General features: G+C 55.5%; 19 protein-coding genes. 12 read left to right on the top strand and 7 right to left on the bottom strand.

The annotated features are described in order from the left end of the window. The first annotated feature begins 81 nt into the window (after positions 1–81). From JAO85_RS24100 to JAO85_RS24090, 3 genes are all read left to right on the top strand, one after another. Positions 82–966: a LysR substrate-binding domain-containing protein gene (locus tag JAO85_RS24100; RefSeq protein ID WP_039048856.1), complete on the top strand. Its 885-nt coding sequence runs from the start codon at positions 82–84 to the stop codon at positions 964–966. Positions 967–1,902: 936 nt separating this feature from the next. Beyond that, positions 1,903–2,574, top strand: coding sequence for a response regulator transcription factor (locus tag JAO85_RS24095; RefSeq protein WP_012838566.1), 672 nt, complete (start codon positions 1,903–1,905; stop codon positions 2,572–2,574). Between the two features lie 185 nt (positions 2,575–2,759). Next, on the top strand, positions 2,760–3,497 hold the full coding sequence (locus tag JAO85_RS24090) for a sensor histidine kinase (RefSeq protein ID WP_237734984.1): 738 nt from the start codon (positions 2,760–2,762) through the stop codon (positions 3,495–3,497). A 103-nt stretch (positions 3,498–3,600) separates the two neighbouring features. On the opposite strand, the gene JAO85_RS24085 is transcribed toward JAO85_RS24090, so the two are convergent. Next, positions 3,601–4,248: a response regulator transcription factor gene (locus JAO85_RS24085; protein WP_034380975.1), complete on the bottom strand. Its 648-nt coding sequence runs from the start codon at positions 4,246–4,248 to the stop codon at positions 3,601–3,603. Between the two features lie 432 nt (positions 4,249–4,680). On the opposite strand from JAO85_RS24085, the gene JAO85_RS24080 reads away from it, so the two are divergent. From JAO85_RS24080 to JAO85_RS24070, 3 genes are all read left to right on the top strand, one after another. Then, complete coding sequence (locus JAO85_RS24080; protein ID WP_041744151.1) at positions 4,681–5,250, top strand: fimbrial protein; 570 nt, start codon at positions 4,681–4,683, stop codon at positions 5,248–5,250. 61 nt (positions 5,251–5,311) lie between these two features. Further along, on the top strand, positions 5,312–6,064 hold the full coding sequence (locus JAO85_RS24075; RefSeq protein ID WP_012838570.1) for a molecular chaperone: 753 nt from the start codon (positions 5,312–5,314) through the stop codon (positions 6,062–6,064). Positions 6,065–6,199: 135 nt separating this feature from the next. After that, positions 6,200–8,878: a fimbria/pilus outer membrane usher protein gene (locus JAO85_RS24070; protein ID WP_237734983.1), complete on the top strand. Its 2,679-nt coding sequence runs from the start codon at positions 6,200–6,202 to the stop codon at positions 8,876–8,878. Positions 8,879–9,508: 630 nt separating this feature from the next. Here JAO85_RS24070 and JAO85_RS24065 read toward each other — a convergent pair. Both JAO85_RS24065 and JAO85_RS24060 read right to left on the bottom strand, forming a co-directional pair. After that, positions 9,509–10,075: a fimbrial protein gene (locus JAO85_RS24065; protein WP_012838572.1), complete on the bottom strand. Its 567-nt coding sequence runs from the start codon at positions 10,073–10,075 to the stop codon at positions 9,509–9,511. A 72-nt stretch (positions 10,076–10,147) separates the two neighbouring features. Next, positions 10,148–10,552 (bottom strand): hypothetical protein, encoded by a 405-nt coding sequence (locus JAO85_RS24060; RefSeq protein ID WP_202789176.1) that lies wholly within the window; start codon positions 10,550–10,552, stop codon positions 10,148–10,150. Positions 10,553–11,280: 728 nt separating this feature from the next. Between JAO85_RS24060 and JAO85_RS24055 the strand changes: the two genes are divergently transcribed. The 3 genes from JAO85_RS24055 (at position 11,281) to JAO85_RS24045 (ending at position 13,515) form a co-directional block, all read left to right on the top strand. Beyond that, on the top strand, positions 11,281–11,955 hold the full coding sequence (locus tag JAO85_RS24055; RefSeq protein ID WP_012838573.1) for a phosphoribosyltransferase: 675 nt from the start codon (positions 11,281–11,283) through the stop codon (positions 11,953–11,955). 109 nt (positions 11,956–12,064) lie between these two features. Beyond that, on the top strand, positions 12,065–12,376 hold the full coding sequence (locus JAO85_RS24050) for a hypothetical protein (RefSeq protein ID WP_202789175.1): 312 nt from the start codon (positions 12,065–12,067) through the stop codon (positions 12,374–12,376). Positions 12,377–12,648: 272 nt separating this feature from the next. Next, on the top strand, positions 12,649–13,515 hold the full coding sequence (locus JAO85_RS24045; RefSeq protein WP_039048859.1) for a hypothetical protein: 867 nt from the start codon (positions 12,649–12,651) through the stop codon (positions 13,513–13,515). 32 nt (positions 13,516–13,547) lie between these two features. Here JAO85_RS24045 and JAO85_RS25840 read toward each other — a convergent pair whose 3' ends face one another. Next, the gene (locus JAO85_RS25840) at positions 13,548–13,733 is read right to left on the bottom strand and encodes an integrase core domain-containing protein (protein WP_370552223.1); all 186 of its coding nucleotides are present in this window, start codon (positions 13,731–13,733) and stop codon (positions 13,548–13,550) included. Between the two features lie 774 nt (positions 13,734–14,507). Here JAO85_RS25840 and JAO85_RS24035 point away from each other — a divergent pair. Further along, positions 14,508–15,956, top strand: a complete 1,449-nt coding sequence (locus tag JAO85_RS24035) for an alkyl sulfatase dimerization domain-containing protein (protein WP_202789173.1) — start codon at positions 14,508–14,510, stop codon at positions 15,954–15,956. A gap of 251 nt (positions 15,957–16,207) precedes the next feature. Here JAO85_RS24035 and pdxH read toward each other — a convergent pair whose 3' ends face one another. Further along, a complete protein-coding gene (pdxH, locus tag JAO85_RS24030; protein ID WP_202789172.1) occupies positions 16,208–16,873 on the bottom strand; it encodes a pyridoxamine 5'-phosphate oxidase in 666 nt (221 codons plus the stop codon). An 83-nt stretch (positions 16,874–16,956) separates the two neighbouring features. After that, positions 16,957–17,880, bottom strand: a complete 924-nt coding sequence (locus JAO85_RS24025; RefSeq protein ID WP_202789171.1) for a LysR family transcriptional regulator — start codon at positions 17,878–17,880, stop codon at positions 16,957–16,959. Positions 17,881–17,967: 87 nt separating this feature from the next. Here JAO85_RS24025 and JAO85_RS24020 point away from each other — a divergent pair, with 87 nt between their 5' ends. After that, positions 17,968–18,474: a GNAT family N-acetyltransferase gene (locus JAO85_RS24020; protein WP_370552221.1), complete on the top strand. Its 507-nt coding sequence runs from the start codon at positions 17,968–17,970 to the stop codon at positions 18,472–18,474. Positions 18,475–18,699: 225 nt separating this feature from the next. On the opposite strand, the gene JAO85_RS24015 is transcribed toward JAO85_RS24020, so the two are convergent. Further along, positions 18,700–19,140, bottom strand: coding sequence for a hypothetical protein (locus tag JAO85_RS24015; RefSeq protein ID WP_012838582.1), 441 nt, complete (start codon positions 19,138–19,140; stop codon positions 18,700–18,702). A gap of 521 nt (positions 19,141–19,661) precedes the next feature. On the opposite strand from JAO85_RS24015, the gene JAO85_RS24010 reads away from it, so the two are divergent. After that, entirely contained in the window at positions 19,662–20,183 is a 522-nt protein-coding gene (locus JAO85_RS24010; RefSeq protein WP_202789169.1) for a GrpB family protein, read from the top strand. Positions 20,184–20,316: the final 133 nt, after the last annotated feature.

The following is a 20,316-nucleotide window of genomic DNA, read 5'->3' as shown; positions in this document are numbered from 1 at the left end:
GCATCACAAATTCTCAGATGAATAAAGCCTCAAATAAAGCGATCATTTCTTCCCTATAAATTTAGAAAATCTAACGTATATATGAACTATCCCTTGCAGGCGCTGCGCACATTCGTAGAGGTTGGGCAGCGCAAAAGCGTCAAGGCCGCAGCGCAGGCCCTGCACGTCACCCCCGGCGCCGTAAGCCAGCAAATCCGCGTGCTGGAAGACCGCCTGGGCGTTGTCTTGCTGGAACGTGAACGCCTTGGCATGCGGCTGACCGAGGCAGGTGCCAGCGTGCACCCCAGGCTGCGTGAGGCATTTCTTCAAATTGACCAGGCGATGCATGCCCTGGAGCGCAGCAAGGGAAGACGCAGCCTGACCGTCAGCACCGTCGCAACATTTGCGGCATCGTGGCTGGTACCTCGACTTGGGCGCTTCAAGCAATTGCACCCCGACATCGAAATCCGCGTGGAAGCAACGTCGGAACTGGTGGACCTGCAACGCGACCGCGTGGATATCGCCTTGCGTCATGGGCTTGGCGACTATCCCGGGCTTGAGGTCACCTGCCTCATGGCGCCGGTGTTGACGCCGGTCGCTTCACCCGAGTTTTTGAAGACCTGCCGAGGGGCAGTGATCAATGAGGCAGGCGATTGCCTTGACTATCCCCTGCTGCACGACGGTGACCGCGCAGATTGGCCGCTCTGGCTCAAAGCACACGGGGTGGCCGACGACGCGCGTGCGCAGCGCGGCAGCGCCTTTGAAGACGACTTCCTTCTCATCCGCGCGGCGGAAGCTGGGCAAGGCCTGGCGCTGGTGCCGCAAGCGTATGCCCAGGAAGAAATCGCGACAGGCCGACTCGTTCAGGTGCTGGACAAACCCTGGCCTGCAAGATTTGCCTACTACGCCGTGACCCGGCCGGGAGCAGCTGACCGCTCCGAAGTGCGTGCCTTCCTGGACTGGATTCGCGCAGAGGCGGCCCAGTAAGGCCGCAAGCAGATACCCTGCTGCCCCGCTGCCCTGCAAACTGCTCGAAACGAATCAACCGGCATTCCTGGCTAGCGCGAAGCCTCTGGTCCCTGCTCAGCGCACTCGTTTTGCCCAAGCCTTCTACCCTCAAGCGAGGCAGATGCAGCACTCGACATTGTGCTTGCGACAGCCATGCCGCATGTTTCTCAGCGCATCAAAGTCAATACAGGACGACGCAATAACCGCCAGGGCAATCAGCGATTATTCATGCCATTTCTGAATCGCAGTTTCCAAGCTACTGAAGGTATTTCATCAATAGTCCCGGCATGCCACGGCATGCGACGGCAATCACCCGAGACGGCCACCTTCTAGCCTTGAATATCATCCACCTCGTTCAGAAAAAGATTTTTCAGAAATGAAATATCCGAAAACAACCTTCAATCTTTCATTTCAATCGCGCAATAATAAATGAGGTGTACAGAAAATCATTTCAATGATTTCAATCGCCAAATAAATAATCAAATGAATTTATTAAAAAAATATCTACCAAAATAGAAAAAATGGCTTATTGAAATACGCTATCAATAACCAAAAAACAGAATTCAGATAGCACAAAATTAACGACGAATTATTTCAATTTCATATGAATTGAAAAATTAAATAAAAAGAGTTATTTCAATTAATTATATTTACCCGTCGACTCATTAAACACAAGGTCAAGCACCTACCCTTTTCCCAGGATTCATTTTGTAAGTTCAGTAAAATTTGACATTATTTGACATTTTCTATGGATTTCCCAATGAGCACTAATTAATTTCTTAAAGTATTCAAGCCCCCTGGTTTTTTCATCGGGAGCCATCCATGCCAGCCGTCCAGACTTCGTCTTGCCCGCCCTTGTTTAGCAATCACAATGACCCGCCTCCATCGCTTAACCACTCGATGTGGCCTGGGCACATGGTGGGCCAGCGAGAGCAGCCCGTCCGCGTCTTCCTGGTGGACGACGACAGCCATATCCGCAGAGTGATTGCCCAGGATCTGATGGGTGACTCAAGAACCCTGCTGGTTGGTCATGCCTGCAGCTTGCGTGAGGCACGCAAGAGCATTCAACAACACGACTTCGACGTTCTGATGATAGATCTCAACCTGGGTGACGGCGAAGGTCTGGATCTGCTTGAACTCGTCCAAGGCACACACCCGCATGTGCAAAGCATTATCGTTTCAGTAACTGAAAGAGATGAAAAGGTCTTTCAGGCTTTTGAGAAAGGTGCTGTAGGCTATTTGCTGAAAAACTCCTGGTTTGGCGACTACGCACAAGCAGTATTGCAAGTTGCCAATGGCGGTGCATCCATTACTCCGTCTCTTGCCAAGAAAATTTTGTCACTGGTTAGCAGATCACAAACTTATGTCGTTCCGGCGTCAAACCTCTCCAAAGAAGAGAAACTTTCTGAACGAGAAATAGAAATACTCAAGCTTATTGCCTGCGGTTACAGCTCTCCTGAAATATCCACTCAGCTCAAGATAAGCACAATGACAGTATCCACGCATGTCAAGAACATGTACCGAAAACTGCAGGCCAAGACAAGAGCCCATGCTGTAAAAGCCGCCTCTTTGCGTGGGTTGATATAAATTTGAAGGCATTTTCTTTATTTATCGCCAGAGGTGGCAAGCGTATGGAGTCGCTGAGAAATCTTGGCTGGAAGGCAACAACCATTTTCCTTCAGGCCATTGCCATACTCAGCTGGTGTTTTCTCACACCGCTGCGAGATCAGAATTGGTTTTTTGTCTTCAGTATCTTGGTGGCCTTGAGCGGATTGCTTATCTCGCTTCGCTACATTCCTGGAATCTATCGTGGCCTCAAGGCCAGACTGCGCCCCAGCTCCCAGCCCTCCAAGGAAGTCCAAGAAGAGCGCAAGCGCATCGCCTCAGACCTGCATGACACTTTGGGCAGCCAGTTGGTAGAAGCCTTGAGCCTGATGAACTCACAGCCCTCGGTTGAAGATGGTCCTGCCAGAAAAGTACTGGAGCAATCGCTGCTGGACCTGCGCCTGATCGTCGACTCCATGGATGCCCAATCCGACAATCTGGCCATGCGTCTGGCGCGATTGCGCTATCGGCTGGAGCCCGCGCTTCAACGCAAAGGCCTTGTACTGCACTGGCAGTTGACCGACCCTGAGCTCGGGGTCGGCCAGCAAACCACGCTGCCGCTTCCCAGAGACCGCGTTGCGCATGAAATCCTGGCCGTCGTTCAGGCCAGTCTCAGCAACGCCATCGAGCATGCCGATGCGACCGAGATGTGGCTGACACTGGAGCCCTATCAACAGGGCGACCTGCAAAGCTTCGGCTGGGACTGGTATCTGAGCATTGAGGACAACGGCAAGGGCTTCGATCTTCAAGCCGTGCTCGACAACCCCAGCAAGTCCGGTCACGGCGTCAACAACATGTTTCATCGCATGCGAAGCATCGGCGGCGACCTTCACATCCACCCCCGCCATGGCGGAGGCACACAGGTATTGATGCGATGGCGGTCTGAACCGCCCAGCCTTTGCTAGAGAAGCCTGAACTCACGGCGTTCTTATGGTGGACACCGCGCGTCATGTCGATCTCATGCCCACCTCATGCCCGGTTGGGGGCGCCCGGGCAGGCGATCTCTTCTCATTGATGGAACACGCCGCTATTCAGACAGAACGCCATCAGCTCCTGATTGGACTTCGCCTCGAGCTTGCGCATCGCGGTCATCTTCTGCGAACTGACTGTCTTGATGCTGCGGTTAAGACGCTCGGCAATCTCGGCAAGGCTGCCTCCCCGCACGTAGTAGCGCAGGACCTCGAACTCGCGCGGAGTCAATGATTTGAAGCGCTCCTGCAGCATCTGATGCTGAAGCGAAACATTCGTCTCCAGGAAGGATGGCGGGGTGTAGATGTTTCCTAGCGACACCAGGCGTATGGCCTTGAAAACCTCTGAGGGGTCGTCCTGCTTGAAGACCACGCCCTTGACGCCGGCCTTGTAGAGCGCCTTCACGATCATCGGGTTCGACAGCATCGTCAGCACGATGACCTTCAGGCCCTCGAACTGGCGCAGCAGATAGCCGATGAACTTGATGCCGTCGCCATACTGCGAATCAGGCATGTGATAGTCGACGATGACGATGTCGGGAAGAGACTTCGTCAGCGCCGCCACAAGTTCCGTCGAGGAACTGGCAGTGGCGGTCAGCGTGAGATGGATGTTTTGCTTGAGCAGGTCGCCAAGCCCCATCAGCACTAGTGGGTGATCATCTGCCAGGACTATTCGTAGTTTCGTCATGCTTTTCTCAATTCGACCCCAATTTTGACGGCACAAGCCCCGGCCTATCGAGATCTTTCTCAATACGCTATTAACTTTCAGGGGCACGCTGCACGACCTCTTGAAGCTAATCAATACCGATTAGAAAAGATAATCCCGAAACACAATAGTTAAAAATCTACAACTGCCGGATTGTTGGCTGCAACAGACAAACTTCTGACCAATATCGCGCCCGGCATCCCCTTTCAAAATCAGAATCCCGGGCTTGCACAAGGCGACTTTGAGAATTTTCTGAGAGTTTCCAGCCCTTCATTTTCATATCCTTGCCAGGCACCTAAATAAAAGGCGCGCAAGCAAATCGCAATGCAAATGCATTGCGATTTGAAGGAGTTTCCGCACCCGCACTCCAACGCCCGGAAACGCTTTTTTAAATCTTCAATCACAGAGTCAATTATGAAAAAACTCGTTCTGAGCTTGGCCGTTCTGTCTGCATTCGGTGCTGCGAGCATTGCTCAAGCTGCCCCGGCCGAAGGCGCCAAAGGCCTTATCAAGTTCACCGGCGTGATCAATGCCGACACATGTGTCCTGAGCAGCCCCAGTGGCACGATCGCCGGCAAGACCCTGACCGTGGACATGGATGAAGTCCCCGCCGCCTCGCTGGGCATCGAGGATGCGCCCACGACGACTGGTAACGGTCTGACGGCCGAGGCAAAGGACCTGGATCTGGACATCCAATGCGCCACCGGTACCAAGGTTTCGATGACGCTCACCCCGTCCTCACCCTCGGGCAAGGGCATTGCAGTGCAAGGCGGAGCCAAAAACGTGCAAATCATGCTGACGCGTGACGGCAGTGTGGTGGACTTCACATCCGGCTCCGCTGATATCGCTGCCAACGCCGCAGTGGAAGGCAAGTTCCGCGTGCCCCTGAAGGCCTACTACACCCGAGTGGCCGGCAAGGCATTGGCCGACGTCACTATCGGCCCGGCCAATGCGACTGTGAACTACGTTCTGAAGTACGAGTAAATCTCGATAAGCCGCAGTGAGTCAGTGAACTGACCTCACTGCGGTGAAAAAAGGGAGTGCAATGACATCTTTCGCCCAAATTCAACGTACCGTGGCTTGTGGCCTTGCCGCTGCAACCATGCTGTATGGAGCTTGCGCACAGGCATCAATCTCTCTGAGTGCCACCCGCGTCATCGTGCAGGAGAAGAAGCAGGAAGCCTCTATCTCGGTGCGCAATAGCGGCACGCCAGTGCTTGTTCAGGCATGGCTGGAATCGAATACGGCAAATGCCACGGACGATCTCCCATTTGCCGTGACGCCGCCTCTTGCCAAGGTCGCTGCTCCTGGCCAGCAGCTCATGCGCGTGCTCTATGCGGGAGGCAACAGCGGCCTTCCTCGCGACCGTGAGTCGGTCATGTGGCTGAACGTGCAGGAAATCCCCCAATCGACGGGCGGAGAAAACCAGCTTCAGATCGCGGTTCGGCAGCGGATCAAGGTATTTTTCCGCCCGACCGCAATCGTGGGTGTCGTCGCCGATGCGCCGGGTTCCTTGCGCTGGAGCATTGCTCAAGACGCAGGCAGGCCGGCACTCAGGATCACCAATCCCAGCATGTATCACATCTCGTTTGCCTATCTGGGCATCGCTGGCGGGAAGGAGCTGCCTACGCCGGAAATGATCGCCCCTGGCGAGACACGCATGCTTTCGGCAGACGATCTCGAGCGCAACTCCAAGATCGCTTTCAAGCTCATCAACGACTTCGGTGGCGTTGACGCCTATGAGGTCCAACTGTCTGGGGACTCCGCAGAGTCTCCTGCAGCAGTCACAACAGACTAGTCGCGGCGGGGCGCGCCCTCTTCTGCGCCCTGTCTTCCTCATTCCCGGGCTCGAACAAGAATTCCGCCGCAAATCAGCGGATAGGGATTCCTTGCGCCTTTTTTGGAGGCAGCCCACCAATTTGCTCTCTGATCCATGTCCTCTCATCACCTGCTTCACCGCTGGCTGGCTGGCGTGCTGTGTGCCTCTCAAGCCGTTGGCACAGGAGCGTGGGCGGAACAAGTGGCACTGCGCCCAGCACAAGGCAGGGCTTCGGCTTCCCTCGATAAGTCGCAACCGGTACAGGTTGCAGCGCTGGACGGCTCCTTCGTCGTCAGCTACAACACGGCCTTCCTCTACGGAATGACCTCCACCACCGACATCCGGACATTGCTGGCCGGCTCAGGCGTTCCTCCGGGCTTCCAACGCGTTGACATCTACATCAACCAGATGCTGGCCGGCCGCATGGATGTCGAGTTCTCCCGCAACCCCAAAAGCGACGAAATCGAACCGTGCATTACCGTGGCCATGCTGGAGCAAGGCGGGGTGGATCTGGGCAAGCTCCCCACTCCCTTGGAGCAAGGCGCCACCTGCATGCGCCTGGCGGAAGTCATATCGGACGCAAGCGCCGCATACGATATGGCAAGCCTGCGTCTGAACCTGAGCGTGCCGCAAATCTACATGACCTCGCTTCGTCGTGGCTATATCGACCCCTCCCTGTGGGAGCAAGGCGCCGATGTCGCCTTCCTCAACTACAGCCTCAATGCACGCCGCAGCGAGTTGCGCCACAGCAGCTCTCGGAACGATCTCAGCGCCAGCATCCGTTCAGGTGTCAACCTGGGCGAATGGCGCTTGCGCAACGACTCGTATTTCACTTCGGGAAGCCGTCAACCGTCGACGTTCAATAGCCAGAACACCTATCTGCAGCGCGGCTTCAACACCATCAAAAGCCAGATGGTGGTGGGAGAGACATACACCTATTCGCCGTTGTTCGACAACGTGCGCTTTCTCGGCATGCAACTGGCCTCCGATGAGGCGATGCGACCTGACGAAGAGCGAGGTTACGCGCCCGTGATCCGAGGGACGGCGGAAAGCAATGCGACCGTGGAAGTCCGCCAGAATGGCCATCTGCTCTATACGACTACCGTTTCTCCCGGGCCATTTGCAATCACCGATTTGCAGCCTTCCGGCACGAACGGCGACCTGGAAATCGCCGTCATTGAAGCCAGCGGGGTCCGGCGTGTATTTCGGCAGGCATTCGCAAGCCCTCCGCTGATGGTCCGCGAGGGCCGGATCAAGTACGACATTGCTGCCGGCCAGGTGCGCCTGGATCGTCGCCAGCAGGAGCGGCCCGGCTTTGCCAGCGGATCGATGATCTACGGCCTGACGGCCAACACCAGCCTGGCGGCCGGCCTGCAGGCCTCGCCCGGCTATTTGTCGTACTCGCTGGGTGCAGGCATGAACACGCCGATTGGCGCGGTGTCTCTGGATGCCATCCACTCGCGCAGCAACGCCGGCGGCTCATCGGCAAGCGGGGATCGTCTCAACTTTCGCTATGCAAAATTTGTCGAAGCGACTGGATCCCATGTCTCCTTCAATGTGCAGCATGGCTTGCGCGAGGGGTTTCGCACGCTCTCCGATCACATCGAGCGAAACGGCACACAGTCCGGCTCGCGACCCGACTCGTATCTGAACCTGGGGCGCGCAAGCAGACAGCACCTGGACGGCTACCTCTCTCAACCTATCGGCCGCGGCCATCTCTACCTGAATGGATCCTATGGCAAGAACTGGAATGGAAGCTCTTCCCGCAGCCTGTCACTGGCGTACAGCAACTCGATCGGCAAGCTGAACTACAACATCTCCTATACGCAATCACGAAACCTGCATTCATCCTGGGCAAACGGGCCCATGCCCCGTCATGACAACACCTTCATGCTCACGCTCAGCATGCCCTTGGGTGGCCCGGGAGACTCCGCGCACGCATTCTCCACACTGAGCCGACAACGAGCCGGTACAAGTGCGCAGGCCGGCGTCTCCGGCACGCTTCCCCTCGAGAGGCATGTCAGCTACACCGTGGCCGGCAACAGGGATGCGGACGGCCAGCGAGACGCATCGATCGGCGTGGGCACCGCGACCCCGTTTGGCCGCCTCAATGCCAGCTACACCCATGGGGACCGATACCGTGCGAGCAATTTCTCGGCATCGGGGTCCGTCGTGGCTCACGCGGGCGGCATCAACCTCGGGCAGGGATTGGGTGAAACCTTCATGCTCGCCAAGATCGAGCCGCCGGTGCCTGGCGTGGCAATCTCGAGCTTCTCCGGCGTCGAGACGGGCCGCAATGGCTATGCAATCATCCCCAGCGCCACGCCCTTTCGCGGCAACCTGGTGACGCTCAGGACACAGGGACTGTCCAAGGACGTCGATATCACCAACGGCGCGCAGATGGTGGTGCCTACACGCGGCGCAGCCGGGCTGGCCAAGTTCACGGCAGTGAGCGGGCGCCGCGTGCAGTTCGATTTGCGCGGCGCCGACGGCAAGCCCCTGCCGTTTGGAGCGACTGTCGACGAGCTCGATGGCACAAGACTGGGAATCACCGACCCGCGCGGCCGCGTCCTGACCTTGCTGCCCGCAGACCGCCAGCAGGGCATGCTCGACATACGCTGGGATAAGGCCGCATGCCGTGTCAGCTATACGCTGCCGCCAAAGGTCGAGGGCGAAAACTATCAGCGCCACACGCTCGACTGCACAACACCCATCCCGCCCTCTCCCGAGCGCAAGGACCCTGGCTCCATTGCTGCGAGCGATCTGCGGCGTCCCAAGGCAGACGCCTCATAAGCCAACAGGGCGGGAAGCGATTCCCGCCCTTTTTTGAGTCCCCGGCCAGATAGAGTGATGGGCACTGCACGCGCAGGCGCCCGAAGCTGGCAACAGTCAGAGCGCCATCTTCGTCGGCAAGCTCCCTATGCTGGCAAACGATATGCGGCAAACGGAATGGATCGAACCGGCCGCTCTGCAGTGCTCGAACAACTTCGCGCCTTGAAAGCGGCCCAAGAACGGTCTGAGAACGGCCTGAGAGAGGCGCTTCTATAGCACTGCTGCTGCCGGGCGTGCGCAGCAGATTGCAGCAGCCACCTGCCTCAAGCAAGGTTTTGTGAATCTCCAGGCGCCTTTCAAAGCGGATGCGCAGCTTTTCCAAGCCTGCAAGCTTGATCTGCTTTGTGCTCTGGATCGCGCTTCAGCGATCTGCAATATCCAGAGCTCTTGAAGAGCCAGATCGAAACACTTCAAGAAAGTGCCCGATCCCGACAATCCTGGATCGATAGCCATCGAATTCCCCAGGGCATGCTGCTGCTCATACCAGGCACACCGGGCACACCGGGCTGCAGCGGCTCAAGCTGATGCACTCCAGATATAAGAAATGCCCGGCCTCCATCACGGAGGGCGGGCACTTTTCTGATAACGAGCTTATTTATAGCTGATGGTAAACGTGGCAAGGGCATTTGCAGTGCCGACAGTAGGCTTGAGACTCATCGACGTTCCGACGTAGCGCGCCCTCAACTTGATGTCCACGGGCACATTACCAAACTCGCCGACCATCCATTGGTTCTCCGCCCCGGATTCGGGGCCGTAGCGGACAAGTTCGCCATTTTCTCGCAGGATTTCTATCCCGACATTCTTTGCCTCGGAATCGCTGGAGAGAGAAAGTGTGCTCGAACGGTTAGAGGGGGTCGTGGAATCCGAGAAAACAATGAACATTCTTGTCGTTGTGTTGGCATCTCCACCCGAGCACTGCAGCCTCAGGTTGAAATCCTTGGTTGGCCCTGCGCTCTTGTCGGTCAGCTCGCTAATGTCGCCTTCCAGTTCAACACTGACAGTTTTTGTTTGCAGTGCGCAAGATGGCACTCTTGGCCGGACCTCAATGCCGTCCCCTTGAATATATATTCGTCGAGCGATATAACCGTAATTAACAAACGTGGTTTCACCGATGGCTCCTGATATCCTTCCGCCGGCAGTAATCTTGCCTATTTTCACAAGTTCAATGGTGAAACTACCGGCCGAAACCAGGTTAATCGAAGTTAAATCTCCAAAGTCTGCCTGTTGCGGTCACCACTCCTGCTGGTTAAAGCCGCCTTTGACTCGTATTCCAATGCCCCCGATTGGAGTCTTGTACGTATTCCAGCCACCCATACCGAGCCCAAACGGAACAGCATAGACAGCAGGACCAATACGGAATGGGCATATCACTTTCCCGCCCGGTCCATTGGCGTTCGAGTTGGCTCTATATAGCACCGTACCCAAAGGAACATTGGGATCAAAATCCTCAGTTTTAAAAGAAGGAATTTCCCATCTCAGCGAATCTTCGATCGTCTCACCGTTGTTAATGCTAACGTAGCAAAAATCAGCCATTGCAGCAGTCGACAGCAGAGTGGAGAACAATAGAAAAGATATTCGCGAAAGATTTTTCGGAGAATCCTTGTATCGAAATAGAGATTTGAGAGATTTCGCCATTATTCATCCAATATTTTTTGGACATGAAATGATATCTGGCGCGATAAAATTCAGGTTTAGGAAAATTCTCAAAACACCGGAAGGAGTCGGCTCTCACTGTTTTCTTGAATTCTCTCATTCAGTATTGATTTTGACCGAAAAATACATCTCTCTCTTCAATTGATTGATCTATTCTTGAAGAAATCTTATTCTTCAAGATCATTCACAACCCATTTTGCTTATCTATCAGGCAAAGACTCGTAAAAAGTCGAATGCCTTGACATTCGGCTTCGCTTTACTCGGTATCTGTTTGCATGCCATGCCTCCGCCCTGCTCCTGATCTGGGCCTGGACCTGCCAATGAGGCCTGAATTGCGTGCCTCAGTGGGCGCAATGTGCAAATCCTGCCGGGCTTGGGCCAGCCACTTGAAAGCAGCTACCACGACCCGGCAAACGGACGGTTTGCGGTTGAGACAAGGCGCGAAGCCGCAGGCTGTGCAGAGAAGTACGACAAGACGAAGCAACGATGTATCAAGGGTTGTGCAAGCAGCTCCAATTGCAGAACTGCTCGCTCGACCCAAACGTGTCCAACAAGGCCAGTCGCACAAGCTGCACTGCTACAGCCCGGCATCTCGGCTCTGCAGTCGCTGCTTGATGAAGTTGCTCATAGGCAGGGATTGCCTGAAGCAGCCGCCCGAGGCACGCAAATCAGGCGCATAGTAAAGCTGTGGGTGCTGAGGAGCCGAAGACATGAGACCGGATACTTCGTTTCGTGACCGGGCAGATGCTGGCCGGGCCCTGGCCGCGGCATTGGCGGCGTGGCGCGAGCAAGCCGATGTGCTCGTGCTGGCCTTGCCACGGGGCGGCGTGCCGGTCGCCTATGAGGTTGCCAGCGCACTGGCCCTGCGGCTGGATTTGATGCTGGTGCGCAAGCTAGGCACGCCCGGCCATAAGGAGATGGCGATGGGCGCCATTGCCAGCGGCGGCGTGCGGGTGTTGAACGATGATCTCATCCGTGGCCTGTACATCTCCCCAGCGGCCATCGACGCAGTCGCGCAAAAGGAAGTTCTGGAGCTGCAGCGCCGTGACCTGGCCTATCGGGGCAAACGCCCCGCGCCAGCCGTGGCTGGGCAACGGGTGATACTGGTCGATGACGGACTGGCGACCGGCGCCACCATGCGTGCGGCGATTGCTGCGGCACGCTTGCAGTCGCCAGCGCACATCGCAGTCGCCGTACCGGTCGCGCCCGTGGAGACGCTAGCGATGCTGCACCCTCTGGTCGATCAGCTGATATGCCTGCTCACTCCAGTGCCCTTCTTTTCCGTGGGCCAGTGGTACCGCGATTTCGCCCAGACCACGGATGAGGAAGTAAAGACCTTGCTCAGCAAGGCCTGGCGCAGGGAACTGCGTGACGCTGCGCAATAGCCCGGTGCGCAGTGCAGCTGCTGCCCGGCCACTCCAAGCCGGAGTCGGCACCGAGGTACCTGAACCTCAAGGGCGACGATGCCCGCGAGATCACCGTGCAGACGGATATTTGAAGCTGTTGAAGGCGGCAATGTGGCGCTGGGGCGAACTTGCATTCCCGGCCAGAAGCGGACTGCCAATAGCGGACTGCGAAGTGAAGGACAAGCGGCCACATCAAGCACCTTTCATCGCATCCTGCGGGCAACCACACGGTGACATTTTCCTCGATACGCTCATTTTGAAAATGACTCATAGCTTAGGCAACACGCGTAACGCTTCGTGTTCAGGGCTCACCCAGGTCACCCCAACATCAGGTGCAATTTGCTCTCCCTCGATTGAAGCCATTGAGGATTTCGCTGGCGATCAACTCCTTGACTGGTAGCTGCCGCAAGGCATTGAGCACGCCAACCAGGGCCGAGGGCTGTGAGCTCGATATGTGCATTGGCTCATGGAACGCATTTCGTTTCATTTAGCCACTGTTAGCCAAATTTCATGCACTAAAGTCGCCCGTTTAGCAAATTATCGAGAGTCAACCGAGGGTCGATCTGAGCTGCTGCAACCAGCTAGAAGCACTCACACCCTGCCCTTGCCGCGCCTCGATTCATATTGATCCAAGTGAAAAAATTCATTGAACCCTTCATTGGGGGATACCGCATGAAAGCGTTTATCCCATTCTGCATTGCCTCGCTGTGCTCCGTAGTATCTGCTCAAACCAGCGTGCCCTCGGGCCGCATAGTCCCGACTCCCATCTACGGCGTCACCGTGGACGATGTGAGCAGGCTTGGCGACATCACGCGCAGCCTATCGTCGCTGGCCTACCGGCCTACCACGCGCATCGTCTTCGATGAGTTCGTGAACCCGGACTACTACCGCAAGCCAGCAGTGGAAATCTCCAAAGTTTCCTATGTGATGGGTGAGATATTGGACTCGTACTACGTCAAGCAGTACAGCGTGGATGCGTACATACAGCGGACTAATCAATACCTCAATGCGTTGTCGGATGTAGTGGATATTTGGGAAGTAGCCAACGAGGTCAACGGCGAGTGGCTGGGGTCCAATGCCGATGTGGTGGCGAAGATGACCAACGCCTACAACATCGTGAAGGCACAGAACAAAACGGCCGCGATCACGCTCTACTACAACCAGGGCTGCTGGTCTCAAGCCTCCAATGAAATGTTCAAGTGGGCCGAGACCAATGTCCCTGCCTACATGAAGCAGGGTCTGGATTACGTCTGGATTTCCTACTATGAGGATGACTGCAATGGGCTCAAGCCCAACTGGCAGCAGGTGTTCGACAAGCTGCGCGTGATGTTCCCCAATTCCAAGATCGGGTTCGGGGAAGTGGGCACCTCACGCAAAACCAAGAAGGCCGAGTACCTGACCCGCTATTACACGATGAAGATCACTACCCCGAATTACGTGGGCGGTCATTTCTGGTGGTACTTCAGGCAGGACATGGTGCCCGTCACCAAGGAGCTGTGGACTACCCTGAATACGGCGATCAAGGCAGCGCCCCGGTAAGTCATTGAAGTCTCCTCGTTTTCCTGCGCCGCCTAAAAGCAGAGGCGGGGGAAACGTTTGACACGATACCCGGCCGGAGGAATCCGGCCTGGCGATTCATGTGGGCGATGGTGCTTGTAGCGATGCAGCCAGCCCACGGTCATTGAGCGCACTTCCCGCAGCGATTCAATGTCATGGCAGTCGAGCACCTCGGTTCTGCAGGTCCGGTTGAAATGGATGTACCGACAACATTGATCATCTGCACCAAATGCTCGCTACCAGTGCGCCGACAGATCAGTGCGCCGACAGCGTCGATCAAGGATTGACCGAGAAGGTGATCATCCCTGGCTACCGAGGTCACACCCTGGCTGGCTCCTTTCGGCCATGAGCAGACGCCCATGGTGCACCTCCGAACTACAGCTTCAGGCCGGTCGCAGCCGCTGAGAGTTGGCAAGCCTGTGACCGATGCCGCCAACACAAGACGTTGACCTGCTATCTGGCCAGACGTGCGCTGTGCGCCTCAAGCCGGAAACTGGCTGGATCGTAGTGCGCCAGACACGCTGAACGGCAGCTCTCGCAAGCTGCGAACTGGTGCTGTTGACCCTGAGCCGCCACCCAGATAAAAGCACCAAAGCCGTCATTCAACAAGACTGCAAGTTCAACGCCAAGGGCTGCCCGTGCGCTCAATCCAAAGCATGGGATTTACAAAAAGCATGTTCATCCATGCCACTGCGGGCTCGATTGCTGCCCCTAAGCAAAAACAATAAAGTCAATCAAACCCATGGTTTATCTGCCAAAATATATCGATTAATGAAAAATTATTATCCATTCTTATATCGATACATAAAACCTTGAAAAGACACAGCAACGAGGAATTATAAGTATTCAATAAGGTTTAAACCTTAGTCCAAGAAGACGATTTCATGATGGCCAGTATCCCTAAAATAAATGGCACTTTGAATAGAAAATAATTAATCAGAAAACATATTTTCAACATCCTCTTGGAAGTTACTGTGACCCATACCATCATTAAAACTATCGCGCTCTCACTGGTAATTAATCTTTCTTCACATGCGACAGCGGCAGTCACTGACAGTTCAAAACCCGATATCAAGTCGGTACAGAAATTCGAGTTGCGCAAGGAATTGATGGCGCAGTACCCCAATGTGCTGAACGTGCTGACTTCCAACGCCAATGCCGGTTTTGGCGGCGAACAGTCGGTTGCGATTGCCAATCACATGTATAGCCGCACCAATGCCGAAGCAATTGCCGATGCACGAGCCAAGCTGACGGTAGAACCCCATGGCAAGGGCACTTGGCTTCTGCGCTTTCCCTATGTGAATATTGCAGTGTTTGAGACCACTGAAGGTCTGGTACTGGTCGATGCTGGCTACGCTCCAGCAGGCCCCGCGTTGCTGGAAACCCTGCGCAAGCTCAGCAATAAGCCTGTCAACACCATCATCATTACCCACCATCACGCCGACCATGGCTTTGGAGCTTGGTCATTGTTTGAAGCCGGTGAAAAACCGAGGATCATCACCACCAAGGAATATCTTGCGGAGATGGAGCTGGACACTCGCACGGCCAATTACTCCATGGTGCACCTGAACAGCCAGGACCCGCGCGATGTACCGCGCAAGCTGCAGGAAGCAATTCTTCCCACCGAAACCTTTGTGGGCCAGAAGACACTCAAAATCGGTGACGATGAATTTGTGTTGACCCATGCACGCGGAGAATCAGCCGATCAGCTCTGGGTTAATGTGCCCACGCGCAAGGTTGTGATCAGTGCCGACTACTGGCAGCCATTTCTGCTGAACGCCGGCAATGGTAAACGCCGCCAACGTCATGTGGCCGAATGGGCTCAGGCTCTGCGTGACATGGCTGCTGCCAAACCTAATCTGTTGTTGCCCATGCATGGCCCTGCACTCACCAGTGCTGCCGAAGCACAGGACAAGTTGCTGGCATCTGCTGACATGCTTGACTCCGCCGTGAATCAAGTGATTGAGGGTCTCAACGCCAACTATCGCCCCGACGAAATCGTGGCCTCCGTGAAACTGCCCGAAAAACTGCAGAGCCGTAAGGAAATGGCTGAGACCTATGTGCGCTTTAAAAACGTCGCTAGCATGGTGCTTAAGGAGTACGGAGGCTGGTGGAATGGCATTCCGTCTGAATGGGATCCAGCATCGCGTGAGACTTTCAGCAAACAAATTGTAGCCATGAGCGGCGGCCTAGACAGGGTTAATCAGCAGATCAGGCAACTTAGCAATACCGATTCAGCTCTGGCATGTCAACTGGCTGATATTGCCTACTTTGCCGCTCCACGCAACACGGAGGTGCTGCAAACCGCTCTCGACGCTTATGCCAAGCGCGTGACTCCCGGCATGCCAACTCAAGAGCTAACAGTCTATATTCAGCACATGCTCAACCTCAAGAGTCAGCTGAAAACCGTCACGCAGCAGTAATACTGGGCGCAATTGCAAGCTGGCAAAGAGCTGTACAAAGATAACGTGGGCTGCCTACCGGCCAATGGACAGCTCCACCAGGTACTTCATCGACTTTACTTGTTGGGTCCAAATATCGAATATCAGCTTTTCGCGATCACAAGAGGCAGCAATTGGCCGATCCGCGACTGTCGCTGACCGCCCCCTGAGCTGTCACCTATCTAAGAGACCTGGTTACCTGCGCAAACTTAAGATCTGAGACTAACAGTGCGTCATGGCCAAAGCATTTGCTTTTGCCACGCAGACTCGTCGGCCGTTTTCGAGAAGATGACTCGTTTATGCAATCGATCCGTGGCACCCTGCCAAAACTCAATGCGTCTTGGTTGCACCGCAAATACTTTCCACCCAGGTTCAATGTATTCGGGGTTTTGGCTAAGAAAAGTGTGTGCGTCGTTCAAGCTTTTAGCAAGCTCTTGCTGGGATTCCAATATTTCGCTTTGCCGCGAGGCCATAGCACTGATTTTTGAACCCTCGGGACGCGTGAGAAAATCGTCTGCGCACTCTGCGTCTGGCAGCACCACGGCTTGTCCCCTCAACCGAATCTGACGGCCCAAAGCCGGCCAATAGAAGGTCAATGCGACGTTGGGATTTTCAGCCAATTGCTTCCCCTTAGGGCTATTCGCCTTGATCGCAAAGTGCCACCCACGTTCATCCACATTTTTCAGGATAAGAACGCGGGCATCAGGAAAGCCATCAGAATCAACCGTAGATAGCGTCATCGCGTGAGGTTCTTTGACGCCCTCTTCTATTGCATCGTTGAGCCAGTACTGGAATGCTTGCTGCGGCGTATCTGGCAACGTATCGATCTCCCAGTCAACAAATGGTCCCTTTAGAGAAGGAAGACTGCGTAGCCTGGTTTTCAAGGTGTCTATGCTCATTTACTCTCAATCAATGACTGCCTCTGGTCGGTCTCAGACTGTTGCAGATCGAGCCAAAATGGTCAATCGCTCACACGCTTTAGTCACCCTTTTGAGCGCAATATGCTCTCCAGACGAGTGCGCATCCAGCGATGCCATGGGCTGCTCAGATGCCGGTGCTGAAAATACACGTTCAGGGTGTATGACGGCACCTCAAAAGGTGCTTTGAAGATCGCAATCGCTGCCGATGCCTGCAACTGCAGTGCCGCCAGACGGGGCAGCGTGATGAGCAAATCTGAATTTGCCACGATAAAAGGCGCGGCCATGACACTGGGCAGCTCTATCGCAATCTCGCGGGTCCACCCGCCCTTGCACAAAGCTGAGTCTATGACGCCTTTCTCCTCCTGCCAGGGTTTCACGACCACATGGCGTTCCGCCAGATATTGCGCCATGGAGAGCCTCTTGCCGATGCGAGGATGACCTCTGCGTGCAACGACGACATAGGCATCGGTATGTCCCTGCAAGACCTCCACGCCTTCTTGCGCGGGGCTGAATTCGTCCGAAAAACCCATGACGAAATGGGCTCCTTCCTGCACCAGGTCGCTGTAGGCATCCCGATGACGCGAATGGACCACTCGCAGGCGCACATGAGGAGCCTCATGCTCGATCCTGGAGATCAACGCAGGCATCAAAGCGAAGGTGGTGAAGTCGGTCGCAGCGAAAGTGAAAGACTGAGTGCTGCTGCCAGGCGCAAAGGCTGCCGGGTCGCCCAGCTGGTCCGACAATGTATGCAGTGCCAGCGTAATTCCCTCCGCCATCTCGGTGGCTCGCGGTGTGGGCTGCATGCTGCTGCCTGAGCGAAAAAACAGCTCATCACCCAATCCCTCCCGCAGTCGGGCCAGGGCATGGCTGCACGCAGAAGGGCTGATGGCCAGCTCGTCGGCTGCCGCAACGACACTGCGGTGGCGAAACAGTGCATCAAAGACCAGCAGCAGATTGAGATCGAGACGGCGCAAAGCGGAGTGCATGACATGCAGTATGCAATGAAAACAATGCACTACATGCAGCTCTCATTCCAATTAGCATCATGAAATTGATGACTTATGCGCCTTGAAATGACCTCCGCCATGACACCAGATCTCACGTTCCGCCATGCTCAACCAGACGACGCCGATCGCTGCTACGCCATCGAAGCCGGTGCCTATGAGGGTGATGAAGCCGCCACGCTTGCCAAGATCAGCAAACGTATTCGTGAGTATCCGCATGGTTTCCTGATCATGGAAAACGGTGGACAGATCATTGGCTTCATCAACAGTGGCTGCGCCTACGAGGTGCGCATGTCTGACGAGGAGTTCAAGGAGCTGGTCGGGCATGACGCGGCCGCACCTAATGTGGTCATCATGTCCGTGGTGATCGATCCGGCTTTCCAAGGCCGCGGCTACGCCACCACCCTGATGCATACCTTTGTCGAGCAGATGCGCGCCGAGGACAAGAAAACCATCCACCTGATGTGCAGGGAGCGGCATGTGGGACTGTACTCCCGCCTGGGATTCCAGTACCAGCGTCCTTCGGACTCAGACCACGGTGGCATGGCCTGGCACGAAATGGTCATGGCCCTGTGAACCGCACGAACATCGAAGGCCCAAGGTTCTGGCCAATGACTGCTTCTGGCCGATCGCAGCCAACGACAAGGGGCTGCTCACGACCGAGGCTGTCGTTCGTGCTTCGTCAACAGGTGTCTGTGGTGCAGCGACTGCCGTCATTGGTACAGCCAAGTCCACCAATCACCTCATGACACTCCCCGGCCGCTCGAGCCTGCGAGCAGGATCTCTGCGAGGGGCGCATGCTCATACCTTGGCGAGGAAGGCCGCCGCATCACCCGCTTCACACTTCCAGTCTGCGAAGACCCCAACCAGATTGCATTCCACGCAGTGGCAAGCGATGTAGTACCAGCGCACGTCATGTGTGCCCTCGTACACGGAGACGCCGGACATCAGCTCGAACACCTCGTTCTCGCACACACACTCGTGCGCCTCGGGGCTGGCCTCCTCAATGTAGTCTGCGCTGTCGCCCATCAGGTGTCTCTGCCCGCAGTCGGTGCAGGTGCGGATTGCCACGCCGGCTTCTTCATCGGTCTGCAGCGCAAAAGTCCGGCACCCGCAATTGCATTTGGACGAGGCAAACCGGACGGCCTCATGGCGATTAGCAACGCTGTAGCTGCGCAGCTCGGCTTGGGTGTCGCCGGACGTCGTCCCGTACATGAACTCGCCCTTCTTCGTCAGTGCCATTGATCCTGTTCCATTCTTCAAGGTGGGCTTCCCGGCAGACCTGACGCCAGGCTTGCCCCGATCATCTGGATTTTGCCTGAAGGCACGGTGAATCATCGTCAAGGGGCCGGATCGGGGTGGCCTCCGACAAGGGCTGCGGAAATCCTTGAATGCCGATTCTTGGCAATTGCAGCCAGAGTCCATCAAGTTCAGCTGCTGATCGCCGCCGACATTCGGTGTTGAAGCCCCTAGGTCAGCTCTCTGCCTGAAGCTGCCAACTGCGGAAAAAGGCTGGCTTCTTCTGGCCGGTAGGCGACCGTCTCAGAACGCCCCAAAAGCGACATTCATCCCTCAACCGCAAAGCGATCTGTCATTTACTAAAATCCATAAGATCCAACAGCATGACGGTTTCGCTTGCAGCCCCTCTCAGCACATACGTGTAGATCAGGGTAGTAGACACATCGTTGTGGCCAGTGCTGGTGTTGCTCTGCTCCCGACCTCTGTCTCCGCTGAACTGAATCGTTAGCTCCAAGGAAAGAAGTATGCTCGGCCTGAAAAGAGATGCTGTACAGGTTGTCGCTTATTGCTCGGGTTGGAGCACTCTATTCGAGCAAGAATGGCGTGTCCTGAGCCAGCACATTGGGCATCTCGTTCTGGACATCCAACATGTGGGCAGCACCGCAGTGCCCGGTCTCGACGCCAAGCCCATTATTGACATCGCTGTGGCAGCGGATTCCAGTATGGAAATTTCCCAGATTCGACCGCTGCTCTGTACCCTTGGCTATCTGGATCGAGGCGATGGAGGCATCGATGGGGAATACCTCTTCGTGAAAGAATCGGCTCCTGATGTCCGGACGCATCACCTACACATTGTTCCGACAGGCAGCCCGCTATGGAGTAACTACCTCAGATTCCGGGATGTCCTTAGAGCTGACGTAATGCTTCGTAGCAGGTATGCGGCGCTGAAGAAAGCCTCACAGGCGCGGTTCTCACAAGATAGAAAGGCGTACACCGCATCCAAACATGCATTTATTCAGGACATACTTAGGCAAAACCAAGTCTAAAAATGGCTTGAAGCTGATTGCTTTTGGCCGGTACCAGCCAGCGACGGGGACAGTTCACGACCCATTGCAGCCAGTGGGCTCCGGCTTCACCGAGGTAATTGGCAGAGATTTGAAAAGCTATTCAACTGCAGCA

The sequence above is a fragment of the Comamonas sp. NyZ500 genome (assembly GCF_016772095.1).
Lineage (GTDB): Bacteria > Pseudomonadota > Gammaproteobacteria > Burkholderiales > Burkholderiaceae_C > Comamonas > Comamonas thiooxydans.
Note: the sequence above shows the minus strand (reverse complement) of the source record. Positions and strands in the feature narration are given on the sequence as shown.